The sequence below is a fragment of the Pantoea sp. CFSAN033090 genome (assembly GCF_001264395.1).
Taxonomy (GTDB): domain Bacteria; phylum Pseudomonadota; class Gammaproteobacteria; order Enterobacterales; family Enterobacteriaceae; genus Pantoea; species Pantoea agglomerans.
This window is the reverse complement of record NZ_LGYX01000004.1, coordinates 233,138-250,058: the sequence shown is the minus strand read 5'-3', so window position 1 is coordinate 250,058 and position 16,921 is coordinate 233,138. Positions and strand designations below refer to the sequence as shown.

Sequence of the window (16,921 nt, the reverse complement as noted above, 5' to 3'; positions counted from 1 at the left end):
CAAAACCCCGGATGGGGCAACTTTTTTACTCACTTCTTCTATATAGAGAGATATTTATGAGCGTAGTGCCTGTAGCGGACGTACTGCACGGTCGCGTCGCGGTTGACAGTGAAGTCACCGTACGTGGTTGGGTGCGTACCCGAAGAGATTCCAAAGCCGGTCTTTCCTTCATCGCTGTCTATGACGGCTCCTGCTTTAATCCCGTTCAGGCTGTCGTCAATAATTCTCTGAATAATTATCAGGATGAAGTGCTGCGTCTGACCACGGGCTGTTCCGTTATCGTCACCGGTAAAGTGGTGGCCTCGCCGGGTCAGGGCCAGGCGTTTGAGATTCAGGCGACCAGCCTGGAAGTCGTGGGCTGGGTGGAAGATCCCGACAGCTACCCGATGGCGGCGAAACGCCACAGTATCGAGTATCTGCGCGAAGTGGCTCACCTGCGTCCGCGCACCAACCTGATTGGCGCGGTCGCCCGTGTTCGCCACACCCTGGCGCAGGCGCTGCATCGCTTCTTCCATGAAAATGGCTATTTCTGGGTCTCGACGCCGCTGATTACCGCCTCCGATACCGAAGGTGCCGGCGAAATGTTCCGTGTCTCTACGCTGGATATGGAAAACCTGCCGCGTAACGATCAGGGCAAAGTTGACTTCAGCGAAGATTTCTTTGGTAAAGAGGCGTTCCTGACCGTTTCAGGTCAGCTGAATGGCGAAACCTATGCCAGCGCCCTGTCGAAGATCTACACCTTCGGTCCGACGTTCCGCGCAGAGAACTCCAACACCAGCCGCCATCTGGCGGAATTCTGGATGCTGGAGCCGGAAATCGCCTTTGCCTCACTGGATGATGCCGCTGCACTGGCCGAATCAATGCTGAAGTATGTCTTCAACGCGGTGCTGGAAGAGCGTGCCGATGACATGGCCTTCTTTGCTGAGCGGGTAGATAAAGAGGCGGTTGAGCGCCTGCAGCGTTTCATCACCACCGATTTCGCGCAGGTGGATTATACCGATGCTGTTGAGATCCTGATGAACTGCGGTCAGACCTTCGAAAACCCGGTTTCCTGGGGTATTGACCTCTCCTCTGAGCATGAGCGTTACCTGGCCGAGAAACACTTTAAAGCGCCTGTGGTGGTGAAAAACTATCCGAAAGACATTAAGGCGTTCTATATGCGCCTGAATGACGATGGCAAAACCGTGGCGGCGATGGATGTTCTGGCGCCAGGCATTGGTGAGATCATTGGCGGTTCACAGCGTGAAGAACGTCTGGATGTCCTGGATGCGCGTCTGGAAGAGATGGGTCTGAATAAAGAAGATTACTGGTGGTATCGTGACCTGCGTCGCTACGGTACCGTGCCACATTCTGGCTTTGGATTAGGCTTTGAACGTTTAATCGCCTATGTCACCGGCGTACAAAATGTCAGGGACGTAATCCCCTTCCCGCGCACCCCACGCAACGCGAGTTTCTGATATTCGGCATTAAATATAAGAAATTCATATATATAACGAGGTCGGCACTGCCGGCCTTTTTTTATTTTTGTAAATTTTGAGTTCTCTCACAAAGTTCCGTGTTTTTTACATTTTGTAATACATATTTTCTTACTGAAACAAGATTACGAGTTTAGTAGCATTTAAGCGCTAGAATTACGGCGGGTGGGATGGAAAGATGCGTGCAGACACAGGAAGACACCAAACTTCGTTCAGGGTTCCCGTAAAGGTTTCTTGACGGCAGTGGCAGGTGTACAAATAACTCCAATGAGGGTAATGAATAATGATGAAGCGCAATATTCTTGCAGTGGTTATCCCTGCTCTGTTAGCCGCCGGCGCAGCAAACGCTGCAGAAATCTATAACAAAGACGGCAACAAACTGGACCTGTACGGTAAAGCTGTTGGCCTGCATTACTTCTCTGATAACGACGGCAACGATGGCGACAATACTTACGTTCGCTTCGGCTTCAAGGGTGAAACTCAGATTAACGACCAGCTGACCGGTTACGGCCAGTGGGAATACAACGTTCAGGCGAACAACTCTGAAGGTTCTGACGCACAAGACGGCAACAAAACCCGTCTGGGCTTCGCCGGTCTGAAATTCGGTGATGCTGGCTCAATCGACTACGGCCGTAACTACGGTGTGGTTTATGATGCAATCGGCTGGACCGATATGCTGCCAGAGTTCGGTGGCGACTCAGGATACTCAGATAACTTCATGAATGGTCGTAGCACCGGCCTGCTGACTTATCGCAATACTAACTTCTTCGGCCTGGTTGATGGCTGGGACTTTGCTGCTCAGTATCAGGGCAAAAACGACCGTGATGAAATCCGTCGTGCTAACGGCGACGGCTGGGGCGTTTCAACCTCTTATACCTCACCAATCGGTCTGGGTATCGTAGGTGCTTATAGCAGCAGCGACCGTACTAATGCTCAGGCAGCAGGCGCACAGACAACTGTTACACCTAGCGAAGCTAATGGCGGCGGTCCAGCAACTACCACTGTCACCGGCCAGGGTGCTGGTAAACGTGCTGAAAACTGGGCAACGGCAATCAAGTACGATGCAAACAACGTTTACCTGGCTGCAATGTACGGTGAAACTCGCAACTCAACACCAGTTACTGCTACCGGTACTCTGGCTAACGGTAACGCGTTCTCTACCACTGGCTTTGCAAACAAAGCACAGAACATTGAGCTGGTAGCACAGTATCAGTTCGACTTCGGCCTGCGCCCATCCATTGCTTATGTTCAGTCTAAAGGCAAGGATATCGAAGGTGTGGGCGATGCTGACCTGATCAAATATATTGATATCGGCGCGACCTACTACTTCAACAAAAACATGTCTACCTATGTGGACTATCAGATCAACCAGCTGGATGACAATAACCGTCTGAATCTGAACACTGATGACACTGTAGCAGTTGGCCTGGTTTACCAGTTCTAATACTGCTTAAAACATGTTGAAAAACGGGGCTAAGGCCCCGTTTTTTTATGGCTGCTATTCCCGACAGGTGCGTTTTCCCTCGCGCCGTTACCCCGCTTTAATCACTACCTTTCCCCGTCACGCAATCCACACTACAAAATGTATGAATTTGTCTCGCAAACGGTTGGCATTTGACTGGCCGGACGCTAACCTGAGAGCTCTTTTCGCTAAAGTTCACGCTAATGGACCTGACACATGTTTGAATCGATCTCTGCTGCACCCGCCGATCCTATTCTTGGGCTGGCCGATCTGTTTCGTGCTGACGACCGCCCGGAAAAAATCAATCTGGGTATCGGCGTCTATAAAGACGAAACCGGCAAGACCCCGGTGCTGACCAGTGTTAAAAAAGCTGAGCAATATCTGCTGGAAAATGAAACCACCAAAAACTATCTCAGCATTGATGGCCTGGCTGATTTTGCCCGCTGCACGCAGGCCCTGCTGTTTGGCAACCAGAGCCCGCTAATCACCACTGGCCGCGCTCGCACAGCTCAGACACCGGGTGGTACAGGCGCGCTACGCGTTGCAGCCGATTTCCTCGCCACGCAAACATCGGTGAAGCGGGTCTGGATCAGCAATCCAAGCTGGCCGAATCACAACAACGTGTTTAACGCTGCCGGTCTTGAGGTCTGTGAATACCACTACTACGACCCGGCAAACCATAAGCTGGATTTCGATGGCATGGTCGCGTCACTGAAACAGGTTCAGCCAGGCGATGTGGTGCTGTTCCACGGCTGCTGCCATAACCCGACCGGTATCGACCCGACCGCTGAGCAGTGGCAACAGCTGGCGGAGCTGTCACAGGCCAACGGCTGGCTGCCGTTGTTTGACTTCGCTTACCAGGGTTTTGCCCGTGGTCTGGAGGAAGATGCAGAAGGCCTGCGTATTTTTGCCGCCTCGCATCAGGAACTGATCGTCGCCAGCTCTTACTCCAAGAATTTCGGCCTGTATAACGAGCGTGTTGGTGCCATCACGCTGGTTGCCGCCGAAGCAAGCGTGGCTGATACCGCGTTCAGTCAGGTGAAGTACACCATTCGCGCGAACTACTCCAATCCGCCGGCACATGGCGCCGCCATCGTCGCCACCATTCTGGGCAACGATACCCTGCGTACCATCTGGGAGCAGGAGCTGTCGGACATGCGCCAGCGTATTCAGCGCATGCGCCAGCTCTTCGTAAACACGCTGGCGGAAAAAGGCGCACAGCGCGACTTCAGCTTTATTATTAAGCAGAACGGCATGTTCTCGTTCAGTGGCTTAACCAAAGAGCAGGTCATTCGCCTGCGTGAAGAGTTTGGCGTTTACGCGGTGAACTCAGGTCGGGTGAATGTGGCGGGCATGACGCCAGACAATATGTCGGCGCTGTGCGAAGCGATTGTCGCCGTGCTGTAAGCAGGATGACCGAATTGAAAAATGGGCCTGCTGGCCCATTTTTTATTGCAGGAAAGGATTGCTGATGCGTTCATGCCCCAGCGTAGAAATCGGGCCGTGACCGGGCAGAAAAGTGACATCATCGCCCAGCGGCAGCAGTTTCGTGCGGATAGCATCGATTAACTGCTGATGATCGCCCTGCGGGAAGTCTGTGCGTCCCACACCACCATTAAAAATCACGTCACCTGAAATCAGTAACCTTCCTGGACGATCGAAGAACACCACGTGGCCAGGCGAATGGCCCGGACAGTGCAGGACTTCCAGCGTGGTCAGCCCTACCTGTACGCTCTCCCCCTCTTCCAGCCAGCGATCGGGGGTAAAAGGCGCGCATTCATCAAGTCCGAACATCCGGCTCTGGGTAGGCAGCGCCTCCAGCCAGAATGCATCACGCTTTTGTGGTCCGACAATCGGAATCTGCCAGAAGGCAGCCAACTCGACGGCGGCCCCGACGTGATCAAGGTGTCCATGAGTCAGCAGAATCCGGGAAGGTTTAAGTTGGCGTTGTTCCAGCGTCTCTTTGATCAGATCGGCATCGCCGCCTGGATCAACCAGCGCGGCTTCACGAGTAGACTCGCACCAGATAACTGAACAATTCTGGGCAAACGCGGTAACAGGAATAATGTGGTAATTCATAACGCTCCATGACCGGCTCACGCAGCGTTGCCGGTGTCATTACCAGTGCCTGATCGGCCCGGTATCAATATGTACAAAGTTACTGCGGGGATAATATCCTACACCACCCGCACGCAGAGATAACGCCGCTTTGCGTACATTGGCCAGAGAAACCCCTTCGATATGGAAATCCATTGCCTGTCCTTTGGTGTGATAGCTGTGCTTTGCCACCCCAGGACCGCTCTCACGTAACATGTTGTTGGTTGCCAGTGAACGGTAGCCCGAAACCAGCTGTATCGGTTTACGCATTCCCAGCAGCGCCTGCAGGCGGAAGATTTGATCAAACAGGTGCGGATCGATGCTTTTCACTTTATTGGCGCGATAGTCACGGAAAAAGTGATTTAATCGTGACAACTCATCCTTGTCGTAACTCTTACCATTAAAAAACTCAGTTTTAAGGGTTTCACCGGTATGAAGATTATTAAGCATCAATACGCGCGGGCGAGAGGTAGAAAGCGAGGCCCTTGCAGAAGCGGGTAATAATGCCAGACCGGCGGCGGCGCTACCGCACAGCAGTAGTTTGCGACGAAAAGAATCAATAGTAGACATGTAACGATTTACCTGAGAGTGAAGCCATAGAAATGTGCAAAAAGCGCACAGCCCGAACCATAACTTTCTCTCAGTAGAGCGTCAACCCATCTGCAACCTGTTTGCGTGGCGATCCCTGCAGGAATCGCCATTTGATAACATTTTTCTGAATAACCGGCCCGCCGCTAACGATTTAAAATCAATCACTAGAGCAGCAATTGCTCAGCCCGACTCAAAGCCTGGCTGCCCGAACGCGCGGTGTCATCATAATTGTAAATATCTGTGCGGAACTGTGGTTTGCCATCATCAGCGACCCACGCCGTCAGATAATAGAGATTGACCGGAATACGATGCCGAATGGGCACGTAGCGGGTGTCACCCTCTTTTAACGTACTGGAGATGCGGGCATCGTTCCAGCCCGCGTCCTGCAGTAATAAGCCTGCCAGTTCCGACGCTTTATTTACCCGGACGCAGCCTGAGCTGAGCGCGCGGATATCGCGCTGGAACAGGTTGTGGTTCGGCGTGTCGTGCAGATAGATCGCATCTGAGCTGGGCATATTAAATTTATAGCGGCCCAGCGCATTCGCCACACCCGGTGCCTGAATCAACCGATAGGGGAACGATGAAGCGGTGACCATGCGCCAGTCGATCATGCTGGGGTCGATCACTTCAGCGTCAGCGCTCCAGCCCGACAGCAGGGTATAGCCATGCTTATAGAGATAGGTCGGATCCTGCTTCACTTTAGGAATGATATCTTTACGCACCAGCGTGGTTGGTACATTCCACGGCGGGTTCAGCACCACATTATTGAGCGCGCTGCGCATCAACGGCGTTTTGCGATCGGGACGCCCGACAATGACCCGTGATGAGAGGATCTTGTTACCGTTGTTGTAATAAATCAGCGAGTAGTTGGCGATGTTCACCATAATGCCGTTGTGCATATCGTCCGGCAGCAGGCGCAGTCGCTGAATGTTCAGCGCCAGCAACGAAGCACGCATCTGCGGAGAGACGTTAAGCCACTGCCGCGTTCTGGCACCGATAGCACCGTCGCCATCCAGTCCCTGCCACTGCTGGAAACGCTTCACACCCGCCACCAGCGTCTCGTCATAGACATTGGCGGTGTTCCCTTCCAGCGTCTGACTCTGAACGTTACCCGGCGATTGCAGTGAAGGCGCGGACAGATCGGTGACTGGCGCGGCAGAAGGGCTGACCGCAACCGGCTGGTCGCTGTGGGTCACTGGTGAGGCGGCCACCGGCACCGCATCGTCATCTGGTGCAGGTGCATTAACCTGCGCCGTTAACATGCCGCTGCGCTGCAGGATTTCACGCAGCGCCGGCACATCGTCACTGACCTGTCCCGGACGCAGCGTTTCACTGCTCTTCAGCTGCGGCCAGGGCTGCTTATCGCCTAGCAGGGTTTTCAGCGCGGCGTGCATCGGCTGATACTGCGGGTGCTGCGGCTGCAGGGACGCAATAAACGTGTTGCCCGATCCTGCATTGACCGCGTTCTGCCACTGATTCACGACCGCCACCGACGGCTGCGTCAGCCGGTAGGGAACATTGCTGTAAAGCCAGGTTTCACCCTGCGTCGGCACATTAGAAACAAATTGCAGATAGCCCAGCATCGCATCGGACAGCGCGACATCCCGGGCAAAGCCGGTGATCGCCGGGTTAGTCAGACGCTCAATCCAGCGCGTGAACTGTGGCTGAACGCCGGAAAGCGCCACTTCAGCCAGCTGCTGCTGAAATTTTTGCACCGCCTGGGGATCCTGCCAGAGCGGTTGCATATGGCGGGATGCATAGAGCGTCGCCAGCGGTGCCAGATAAAACGGCTGATCGGCGCTGGAAAACGCCTGCCGGATGCGTTGCTGACTTTCGGAAACGGAGATAGCCGCCTGCGTTGTCCCGGGCAAAGCGGCGATGACAGCGGCCTGCGGTAGCGTAAATGGAACAACGGTTAGCGCCAGCGCTAACAATGATAGAACGCGATGATGATTTAATTTTTTTACCAGCAACATCCCTGCCCCCTTGTTTTTCAACTTCGCAGTGTTCCCTGTATCCACTGCGACCGCGCCGTGACTCATCATGTGAGTATACAAACAAAAACGGCATTTGCCTCATGCGACAAATGCCGTAACCAGATTAACGAATGGTTCAGTTTTTGACTACGTTTCCGCCTGCGAATTTTCAGCGGTTAAATCGGGCAGCGCATCTGCGTCGCTTCCCGCCCGCATCGGCGAAGGATCGGCAGCAAAACCACGCAGACCGACCACATGCACATGCTCGGTGTTATTAAACACCTTACGCACCAGTTTGTAGGTCGTGCCTTTTTCCGGACTGATATTCTCCGGTGCTGCAATCACCAGCTGCATCTCCAGTCGCTCACAGAGTTCAAACAGCGTGGCGATGGAACGGGCATCAAGACGGGCCGCTTCATCAAGAAACAGCAGTCGGCATGGCGAAATATCTTTGCCGCGCAGACGACGGGACTCTTCTTCCCAGCTCTGCACTACCATCACCAGAATGGACATACCGGTACCGATCGCTTCACCGGTTGAGAGCGCCCCGCTCTCTGCGCGCAGCCAGCCATCGGAACCGCGATTGACTTCCACTTCCATCTCCAGATAGTTGCGGTAGTCCAGCAGCTCCTCACCGATGGTCTGCGGCGTACGCTGCCCCATGTCGATATGCGGATTAAGACGCTGGTAGAGCTTCGCCAGCGCCTCAGAGAAGGTCAGGCGATTGCTGTTAAAGAGATCCTGATGCTGCTCGTGCTCTTCCGACAGCGTATCCAGCAGCATGGCGTGGGTTTCACGCACGTTCACGTTGAGCCGCACGCTGCGTACCTGACCAAAGCTGACGGTCTGCAGGCCCTGGTTGAGCTGGCGGATACGGTTCTGTTCACGCTGGATCGTTTTACGGATGATGTTGGCCGCACTGCGCGAACTGATTGCCAGCATCTGCTCACGCGCCGTCAGCTCTTCCGTCAGACGGTTCAGCTCGATTTCCATCTGCTCAATTGCTTCGACCGGATCGTCAGTCCGAATAATATCCTGACGAATACGCTCGCGCAGATGCTGATAAACCGCAATAAAGAACTGAATTTTACGTTCCGGACGTTTTGGATCTTCCGACAGTCGCAGCACGTCGCGCAGATGTTCGTTGTCCGCCACCGCCAGACGCAGCGCACCCAGCGCTTTATCCGACATAGAGCGCAGCTCATCGCCGCTCAGGTAGGCCAGTTCACGGCGATGCAGACGACGCTCAACGCCATTCTCTTTCACCAGACGCAGTACGTTACACCAACCCGCTTTGGCGCTGACCACCTGTTCACGCACCTGATGATACTGACGCTCCAGCTGACGCAGTCGCTTCTGCAGGTTATCCATCTCCGCTTCGCAGAAGGTAAGCTGTTTCTCCAGCTGATTGCGGCGGGCGCGGTTATGACTCAGCGCCGTGTAGAGCTCGTCACGGCGAATACGCGCGCGTTCTTCGGCGCTGCTGTCAGCCTGGACGCCAATATCCTGCATCTCCTGCTGCAGCTCTTTGAGCATGTCGCGCTTGGCGTCATAGGCGCTTTTCAGCGAGGCCAGCACCTGGGAGTATTGCGTCAGCTGCGCCTGATGTTCACGCAGGCGATCACGACTGCGGCTGCGTTCGCCCTCAGCCTGCTCCAGACGCTGACGCAGCTTATCGCTGAGGTCGTTGTTGCCATTGAGCATGCTGGCCGAATCGTCGTAGCTGAAGTGGGCGCGACGCTGCACCACTTCTGTCAGGGCAAAGGCCTGCTGACGCGCATTACGCTGCTGCTGCTGCGCCTGCTGATAATCCGCCTGTAACTGCTCATGCTGTTCAGGATCGCTCTGCAGCACGGCGATGATCGGTTCCAGTTTCGCCAGCTTAGCGCCATGCTGATGCAGGAAGCGCGCCGCTTCCTGTGCGGCATCGACCTGCTCGCGGATCTCTTCGCAGCGATCGCCCAGCGTCTCATCCAGCAGCAGATTGACGCGTGGCAGCAGCCGGTTTAACTGTGATACGCCCTCTTTGGCCAGCTCATACTGCTGACGCTGCTGCTGATTGTTGCTCTCATGCTGATTCAGAGCGCGCTCCAGCTCACCCCGGCGTGCGCCGAGCTGACGGATCTGCGCTTCCGGATCGGCGTCAAAGGCGACGGCCAGATGACTGCCGATAAAGCGGCTGAATGACTGATGCAGACGCTGCGTTTTCTGCACGTCGAACGACAGCATGGCGTAGCGTTCGGCCAGCTTATCGCGCTCAAGGTGCAGCAGCTCCAGCTGATTCTCACGCGCCGCGCGGCCAAACAGCGGTATTTTCGGGAAGCGGGAGTAGCGCCACTGACGCTCTGCCACCTTCACCACCACCGCATTCTGCAGTTCATCGACGCTGAAGACGCTGTCATCGAACGACTGCGGATCACCCTCGATCAGGTAGAGATCTTCCGGACACTCTTCCAGACCATCCAGCAACTCACGAACGCGGGAGAGATCCGGCACCACAATCGCATGACGCGACGGACCGTAGAGCGCCGAGAAGTAAGGCGCATCATCCAGCGTCACATCATCGTAAATCTCTGACAGCAATACGCCGCCAAAACGTTCGGCCAGCTGGGTCAGGCGCGCATCTTCCGCACCGCCTGGCTGGCTAAGACGTTCAATCTGCCGCTCGATATCACGTTTTTGAGCGGCCACTTCGTCGCGCTCGACGGTGGTTTCACGCTCACGCTCCAGCAGCTGCTGCATATATTCGGTCACGTCCTGGCTGCTGTTCAGCGCCTGGCCGGTCTGCTCGCTAAGCTGGGTCAGGATCTCCTGCGCCGCCAGCCAGTGTGGCGCACGGGCGGTCAGGCTGGTGATGCGTTCACGCAGCTGCTCCAGCTCCTGGCGCATCATCATGCGCTGCTCACCGGCGTCGGAGACGCTGCTGTTCAGCTGTTCAATCTGTGCTTCAAGCTCCTGCTGCAGGCCTGCCAGCGCATCCGCTTCATAATGCTGCCCCTGACGCTTGCAGAATTCCGCCAGCAGACGCTCCGCCTCATGCTGCTCGCGCAGACGCTGCTCCAATTCATTGAGACGCAGACGCAGCGAAGAGAGCTGGTCGGCGTGATGACGTTGGTTGCTGGCATCACGCAGCAGTTCGCGGCCGGTTTGCCAGGCGTCCTGACGGGTCACGTTACCGGCAATGCTGGTCACCAGCGCCAGCGCCTGTTCAAACTGACTGTGCGCTGCTTCCGCTACGCTCAGCTTCTGCTCCAGGCGCAGCAACCGTTCTGTCGCCTCTTCCTCTTTGGCCTGGAAGCTTTCCTGCCATTCAGCCGCATTGTCAATGCTCAGATCGGGCAGCTGGCAGAGCGTGCGGGCGCGTTCCAGCGCCTGCAATGCCTGCTGATACTGGATAGCGCGGGTTTGCTGCACGTCGAGCGCCTGCTGGAAATCGGCCAGCTGGCTTTTCAGCTCATCCACTTCCAGCTCAGCCGCTTCGGCCCGCGCTTCATTCTCTTCCTGAATTTCACGCGCTTCGGCGACCACTTCGGTCTGCTCTTCCAGCCGCAGCGTCAGATCTTCGATATCCGCATCGTAGCGCTCAATCTTCTCCTGCTGACGCATCGCCGTCTGTACCAGGTTCAGGTGATCGCTGGCGGCCTGATAATCGACTTCTAGATCGTTTTCTGCACCACTGTGCTCGGCCAGTTCGCGCGCCATCTCAACATGACGATACTGCTCGGTGGCGAGCTGCTTACGGCTGCTGAACAGTTCGCTGCGCAGCTGTAACGCGCTGTCGAGGTGTCCCCGACGCTCGTTGGCGTGGCGCATATAGTCAGCCGAAACGTAGCTGGTCGCCTCGGAGATCAGATGCTTGAAGAGATCGCGGTCAGACTGGGTAACGCGGATCGCCTCCAGCGTCATGCGGTTCTCGCGCAGCGCGGCCTCCATATCCTGGAATGCTTTGCGCACGCCACTGTTTTCAGGCAGCAGGTAATCACGCAGCGATCGGGTGATGGCGCTGGAGATACCGCCATACAGCGAGGCTTCAATCAGACGATAAAACTTGCTGCGATCGCTGGCAGAGCGCAGACGACGCGGCACCACACCAAGATCAAACAGCATGGCGTGATAATCGGTGACTGAGTTATAGGCGCGGAACTGTACCCCTTCCTGCGCCTCAACCCGCTCTTTGACTTCGTTCAGCGGTAATACGCGTGCCTGACGGCTGTTAAGCACTTCCGTCAGCATATCGGTTGGGTTGGTGTCGGTGGGCAGGCCATGAATACTGAATGGCTTGATATCGACCTTTTTATCGCGTCCGGCGACCTGTTGCAGACGGACACCGACCACGACACGCTGATGGCGTGAGTTCACCACATCCAGCATGGAGTAGCAGACGCCAGCCCGCAGTTTACCGTGCAGACCCTTGTCACGGGATCCTGATGTCGCGCCCGCTTCGGTGGTGTTACGGAAGTGCAGCAGCGTTAAATCGGGGATCAGCGCGGTGACAAATGCCGCCATCGTGGTGGACTTACCCGCACCGTTACCGCCTGACAGCGTGGTCACTAATTCATCGAGATCAAAGGTACGGGCAAAAAAGCCGTTCCAGTTGATCAGCGTAAGCGAACGAAACTTTCCGCGCTCAATCATGCCTGTTCTTCCTCTGCGTTCTCACTCGCGTCACCTTCCTGCCCTTCACCTTCATCGGTGTCGACCGGTGCTGTCGCGTTTTCCAGTAGCATGGCCTCGCCATCACGAATCAGACGAAGCTGCGCTTCACGGGCATCATCACCGCCGCGCACGTCGGCACCAAAGCGGAACACCGATTCCGTGATGCGGAACTTGCTGCTGTCGTTGCCGAAAAACCACACCATGCCAAGGCGACGCAGGCGGCTCAGAGAGGCGCGCACTTTCTCCTGCAGTTTGGTGCGATCCAGATCCGAACCGGTTGAACGCTGGTTGACCAGCTTCAGCAGGCGGTTCTCATCGGCCAGAGAGAGCAGTTCGTCGTACAGCTCCTGCTGGGTGAAGATACCTTCATTGGCCAGTCGTTCCGGGCTGAGATAGAGATAGCAGAGAATCTTCCCGACCATCATGTCCAGCTCAGAGAGCACGGAACGCGGAATCAGCGTGGTTGAACGCGGACGCAGATAGAAAAAGCCTTCCGGCGCACGGATTAACTCAACGTTATAGCGGCTGTAAAACTCTTCGAGAAACGACTGGTAGTCCATCAGAAAAGCGTGATTATCCAGCTCTTCGATACCGATATGGCGTCCGGCGCGTAACTGGCTGTCCAGCGCGGGAAAAATCGGGTTGGCCAGTGCCTGTGCCAGCTTAACCGGCATCACTTGTTCAATATTTGTCGATGACATGTGCCTGCACCTTGGCTCCGTAATCATTGATGGCTTGCCATTCCACAGGCAAACCGGCTAAATCAGCTTCCGCTACGCCAAGGCGCACCGCCTGATCCACCACAATGCGCGCCAGATCGAAATGGCGGGCTCGGGGATACTGGGCCAGGTAGTCGCGCATCACTGACGCGAGGTTGAGCGGTTTTTGTTGCGATTTGTAGACCTGCAGCGCTTCTTCAATCATCGCTGCCAGCTGTTCGCGGATTTCGTTAATCTCCTCGTACTCCATCTCCGGCGGCAGTTCGCCCATCACTTCGTCGTTACGCAGCGTCAGCGCCTCATCACGCATGTCATACAGGCGGTCGGCGTTGGCATAGGTCAGCGCCCAGGGCGCGTCGAAGTAATTCTGCACCGATACCCGCAGGCGCTGCGCAAAGACGCGGTTTTTATCCATGTCGATGGCGGTACGAATAAATTTATGGACGTGCCGGTCATAGCCGATCCAGAGGTCAATCGCCTGCTGGCCCCAGCTGGTAATACGGTCGAGTTTGCTTTGCAGATCAAACACCAGCTTATCGACGAAGCCCAGATCGGGACTGTCCAGCGTGGCATCCTGAATGCGCAGCAGATTTTCCTGAAGTTTGTCGCCCGCGGCTTCCAGCGTATCCTGCAGTTCACGCAGCGTTCCTGAGGTTTCAGAAAGCAGCATTTCACAGCTGGAGATGGCCGCGCGCCAGTCTTTGTTCAGCAGTTCGGCGATATCATTTTTAACCGCCTGCTGCTGTTCATCCATCAGACGCTGGGTCATATCGATGCTGTCGAAGATCTCCGCCACGGAATATTTCAGCGGCGCGAAAACATTGCGGTGCCAGTGAAACTCATCACCGTTTTCCTGCGCGGCATCGGCTGCCCGCTTAAGCTCATTGGCCACAATCGACAGCTGCATCGACAGGCGCAGAGTCGAGAACTCACGCTGGCGGATGTAATAGTCGGTGATGCCGATCGCCAGCGGCGTCAGGCGATAGATGGCATTGCCTTCCGTGATTTCGCTGGTAAAACGGTTGAGCAGGCGCTGTCGCACCATGTCGTTGATGGCGTTGTTGGCACGAACCAACACGGTTTCATGGGTTTGTTCGAAAGCTTTGCTGACGTGACGGAAAGCATCAATCAGATCGCCTTCGCTCATTTCGCCATCCATCCGCTCACCGTTGAGGGTGGCGATAGCCAGCAAAAAGGCCAGACGTTCCACTGGCAGCGCAAGGGAAAAGTCATTTTTGCGCGCCCAGGAGACCAGTTCAGGTACCGTCTGGGAAAATTCACTCATAATTCGTCCTTCTGCCCGGGTTTACGCGCGGTCACGTGGATGTAGCGCCCTAAGCTCAAAAAGGGTTCCTGACGGCAGTAACGCCGCTCCATCTCAATAATTTCGTCGTCGCTTTTTGGCTCGCCCTTCGGCGGCTTCATGTAGTCACTGAACACCCGGATCCCGGCACGCTGCTCAATCACAAAGCCACACGCCTCCAGCCAGCGATAGACCTGCTCGGGGTCGCGCGGATAGTCAGGCGACAGCGTTCGCTTTTTGCGTTTGGTCAGGTTGGTGCGCAGATAGCCGAAGTTACCCAGCGTTAAGGTGCGCAATGTCAGGCCGTGCAGATTGTAAAACATCAGCGACATGACGCCCCCCGGACGCAGCAGATCGAACAGCGCTTTCAGCACCTTCTCCGGTTCAGCGACCCACTCAAGCACAGCGTGGAACAATACCAGATCCACCGGCTTATCCAAATGTTCGCCCACCTGCTGAGCGCTAATTTGTCTGAATTGCATGTTGTGGCTCACACCCTGTGCCGCTGCATTTTCCGCGGCCCGGCGCAGCATCTCGCTGGAAAGGTCGCACAGCAGAACCTGATGGCCCTGCGCAGCAAGCCCGCTGGAGACCTGGCCGACACCGCCGCCAGCATCCAGCACCGACAGCGGGTGCGGTGACAGACCGGGCACTATCTTCTCCAGCTCATCCCAGAGGATGGCCTGGCGTATCTTCCCTTTAGTGGTGCCGTAAATATTTTGCGAAAATTTATCCGCGAGATCGTCAAAGTTACGATCCTGCATGGCATGCGCTCCGGTATGCTGCGGTGAGACTTGTGCTATTTTGTCACAGGCACCAGAAGAATGAACCTTTCATCCCCATCTTCCCTTCCGGGTGCTCTATTTTCGGACAACAGGACTCTTTTTTGATGTTATTTACCCTTAAAAAAGTTATCGGCGGGCTGCTTTTACCCCTGCCGTTTCTGCTTTTGCTGATGGCGCTTGGCATTTTACTGCTTTGGTTTACTGGCTGGCAGAAAAGCGGCAAAACCGTGATCTCCGTCAGCTGGCTGTTACTGCTGCTGCTGAGCCTGCAACCGCTGGCCGATCGTCTGCTTTTGCCGCTGGATAGCCGCTATCCGACCTGGAACGGATCAGAGAAGGTGGACTTCATTGTGGTGCTGGGTGGAGGCTACACCTTTAACCCGGCGTGGGCACCCAGCTCGAACCTGCTGAATAACAGTCTGCCGCGCGTGGCAGAAGGCGTTCGTCAGTGGCAGCGGAATCCGCAGTCGAAGCTGATTTTTACCGGCGCAGCGGGCGGCACCAATCCAAAGAGTAGCGCCTGGGTAGCGGCACAGGTGGCGGAAAGTCTGGGCGTTCCCCGCGAACATATTCAGATTCTCGACCAGCCCCGCGACACCGCGGATGAAGCGCAGGCGGTCAAAACCGTGGTGGGCGATCGCCCGTTTCTGCTGGTCACATCCGCGAATCATATGCCGCGCGCAATACGCTTTTTCCACGCGATCGGGTTGAAGCCAATGGCCGCTCCCGCGAATCAGCTGGCGATTACGTCACCGCTGAATGGATGGGAGCGGGCGATACCCTCATCGATCTGGCTGAGTCACAGCGAACGTGCGGTCTACGAAACGCTTGGCACACTATTGCAACGGCTGAAAGGCGAGGAGTCGGACTCAGCCGAGCCAGGGAAGTAATTGCGCGCGTGCATGGTCAAAACGCGGACGATTAAACGTGCCGGTCTGTACCAGATGCTCAATGCAGTCCCACAGTTGATAAACCCACCGACGCCAGACAAAACCCTCTGAAACCGGCGCCCGTTGCAGGTAGCTGTGCAGCAGCGCCGTTTCTGCAGGCGAGGTATCCAGATGGATAAGATCGTATTCACGGGGTGCCCAGAGGATGGTGCCCGGCTGTGTCATCGCGATTAACTGGTCACTGCGGCTATCTTTCAGCATGCTCTGCAGCTGAACGTTGCCGTGAACCATCACGCAGGGATCGTCGAAGCCGCGAAACAGATGCGCCAGTCGTGCCCGGCAGCGAAACAGAATCTGACGATCTTCCAGCGTAAAGGCTGGAGGACGCAGATAGCTCAGGGTCGCCCATAGCACCTCAACCCGTTGTGCATACCAGGCGGGCCAGCTGTTCTGCTGCGTGCTGTCCACCGTACCGACCAGGCCATGGCTGTCGAGCCGGTGCCAGGCCAGCACTCCCTCGACCACCTGTTCGCAAAACTGTTGCCAGCGCTGAGCATCCCGCGCAGGCGCTTCCGCCGTTACGCCATTCAGTCGCGCCAGCAGGAGCATTTCATGCACCGGCGGCTGCTGGCTCATCACCAGACCATAGACCGCTGGCACGGCGATCAGTCCGGCCTGGCCCAGCAGCGCCAGCTTTCTGGCTTCCATCGCCGCCCGGCCCTGATGACGAAAATATTTCGCCACCACCGGCATGGGGCGCCCGTCCCGATCGTATAACGCATAAAGCCGGGTGGGTGGATGTTCACTGATCATTTCGAGGCGGCTGATGGTTTCACCCAGCGCCAGCGTGAGTTCCGATTTAAGCTGTTCCATGCGGCATCCTCCTCAGATGAGTATCACAATATCCTGAAGGAAGTGTTGGAGATAAGTTTAGCGGCGGATCAAGAACGTTGCGCTGAAACGGGGA

General features: G+C 56.0%; 12 protein-coding genes. 4 read left to right on the top strand and 8 right to left on the bottom strand.

Annotated features, from left to right (window positions below; genetic code table 11):
• Positions 1 to 56: 56 nt before the first annotated feature.
• The 3 genes from asnS to AFL22_RS04540 all read left to right on the top strand — a co-directional run bounded on the left by asnS (position 57) and on the right by AFL22_RS04540 (position 4,344).
• A complete protein-coding gene (gene asnS, locus AFL22_RS04550) occupies positions 57 to 1,457 on the top strand; it encodes an asparagine--tRNA ligase (protein WP_010254981.1) in 1,401 nt (466 codons plus the stop codon).
• 301 nt (positions 1,458 to 1,758) lie between these two features.
• On the top strand, positions 1,759 to 2,919 hold the full coding sequence (ompF, locus tag AFL22_RS04545; RefSeq protein WP_052270873.1) for a porin OmpF: 1,161 nt from the start codon (positions 1,759 to 1,761) through the stop codon (positions 2,917 to 2,919).
• A 234-nt stretch (positions 2,920 to 3,153) separates the two neighbouring features.
• Positions 3,154 to 4,344 carry an amino acid aminotransferase gene (locus AFL22_RS04540; protein WP_052270872.1) on the top strand — a complete coding sequence of 397 codons (1,191 nt, stop codon included), beginning with the start codon at positions 3,154 to 3,156 and terminating at the stop codon, positions 4,342 to 4,344.
• A 42-nt stretch (positions 4,345 to 4,386) separates the two neighbouring features.
• Here the strand turns inward: AFL22_RS04540 and AFL22_RS04535 are convergent, their stop codons facing one another.
• From AFL22_RS04535 to cmoM, 7 genes are all read right to left on the bottom strand, one after another.
• Positions 4,387 to 5,016: an MBL fold metallo-hydrolase gene (locus AFL22_RS04535; RefSeq protein ID WP_010254975.1), complete on the bottom strand. Its 630-nt coding sequence runs from the start codon at positions 5,014 to 5,016 to the stop codon at positions 4,387 to 4,389.
• Positions 5,017 to 5,055: 39 nt separating this feature from the next.
• Positions 5,056 to 5,604 (bottom strand): YcbK family protein, encoded by a 549-nt coding sequence (locus tag AFL22_RS04530; RefSeq protein ID WP_010254972.1) that lies wholly within the window; start codon positions 5,602 to 5,604, stop codon positions 5,056 to 5,058.
• Positions 5,605 to 5,789: 185 nt separating this feature from the next.
• Positions 5,790 to 7,601 (bottom strand): L,D-transpeptidase, encoded by a 1,812-nt coding sequence (gene ldtD, locus AFL22_RS04525; protein ID WP_033785537.1) that lies wholly within the window; start codon positions 7,599 to 7,601, stop codon positions 5,790 to 5,792.
• A gap of 147 nt (positions 7,602 to 7,748) precedes the next feature.
• Positions 7,749 to 12,236, bottom strand: a complete 4,488-nt coding sequence (gene mukB / locus AFL22_RS04520; protein WP_052270871.1) for a chromosome partition protein MukB — start codon at positions 12,234 to 12,236, stop codon at positions 7,749 to 7,751.
• A complete protein-coding gene (gene mukE / locus AFL22_RS04515) occupies positions 12,233 to 12,958 on the bottom strand; it encodes a chromosome partition protein MukE (RefSeq protein WP_022625940.1) in 726 nt (241 codons plus the stop codon). The genes mukB and mukE overlap by 4 nt, the downstream gene beginning before the upstream one ends.
• Positions 12,939 to 14,261 (bottom strand): chromosome partition protein MukF, encoded by a 1,323-nt coding sequence (gene mukF / locus AFL22_RS04510; protein ID WP_010254963.1) that lies wholly within the window; start codon positions 14,259 to 14,261, stop codon positions 12,939 to 12,941. The genes mukE and mukF overlap by 20 nt, the downstream gene beginning before the upstream one ends.
• Positions 14,258 to 15,043 carry a tRNA uridine 5-oxyacetic acid(34) methyltransferase CmoM gene (gene cmoM, locus AFL22_RS04505; protein ID WP_031594104.1) on the bottom strand — a complete coding sequence of 262 codons (786 nt, stop codon included), beginning with the start codon at positions 15,041 to 15,043 and terminating at the stop codon, positions 14,258 to 14,260. The genes mukF and cmoM overlap by 4 nt, the downstream gene beginning before the upstream one ends.
• A gap of 125 nt (positions 15,044 to 15,168) precedes the next feature.
• Between cmoM and elyC the strand changes: the two genes are divergently transcribed.
• Positions 15,169 to 15,954, top strand: a complete 786-nt coding sequence (gene elyC, locus AFL22_RS04500; RefSeq protein ID WP_052270870.1) for an envelope biogenesis factor ElyC — start codon at positions 15,169 to 15,171, stop codon at positions 15,952 to 15,954.
• Here elyC and AFL22_RS04495 read toward each other — a convergent pair.
• Positions 15,934 to 16,827, bottom strand: coding sequence for a fructosamine kinase family protein (locus AFL22_RS04495; RefSeq protein WP_033771276.1), 894 nt, complete (start codon positions 16,825 to 16,827; stop codon positions 15,934 to 15,936). The two genes, elyC and AFL22_RS04495, sit on opposite strands and share 21 nt — an antisense overlap.
• Positions 16,828 to 16,921: the final 94 nt, after the last annotated feature.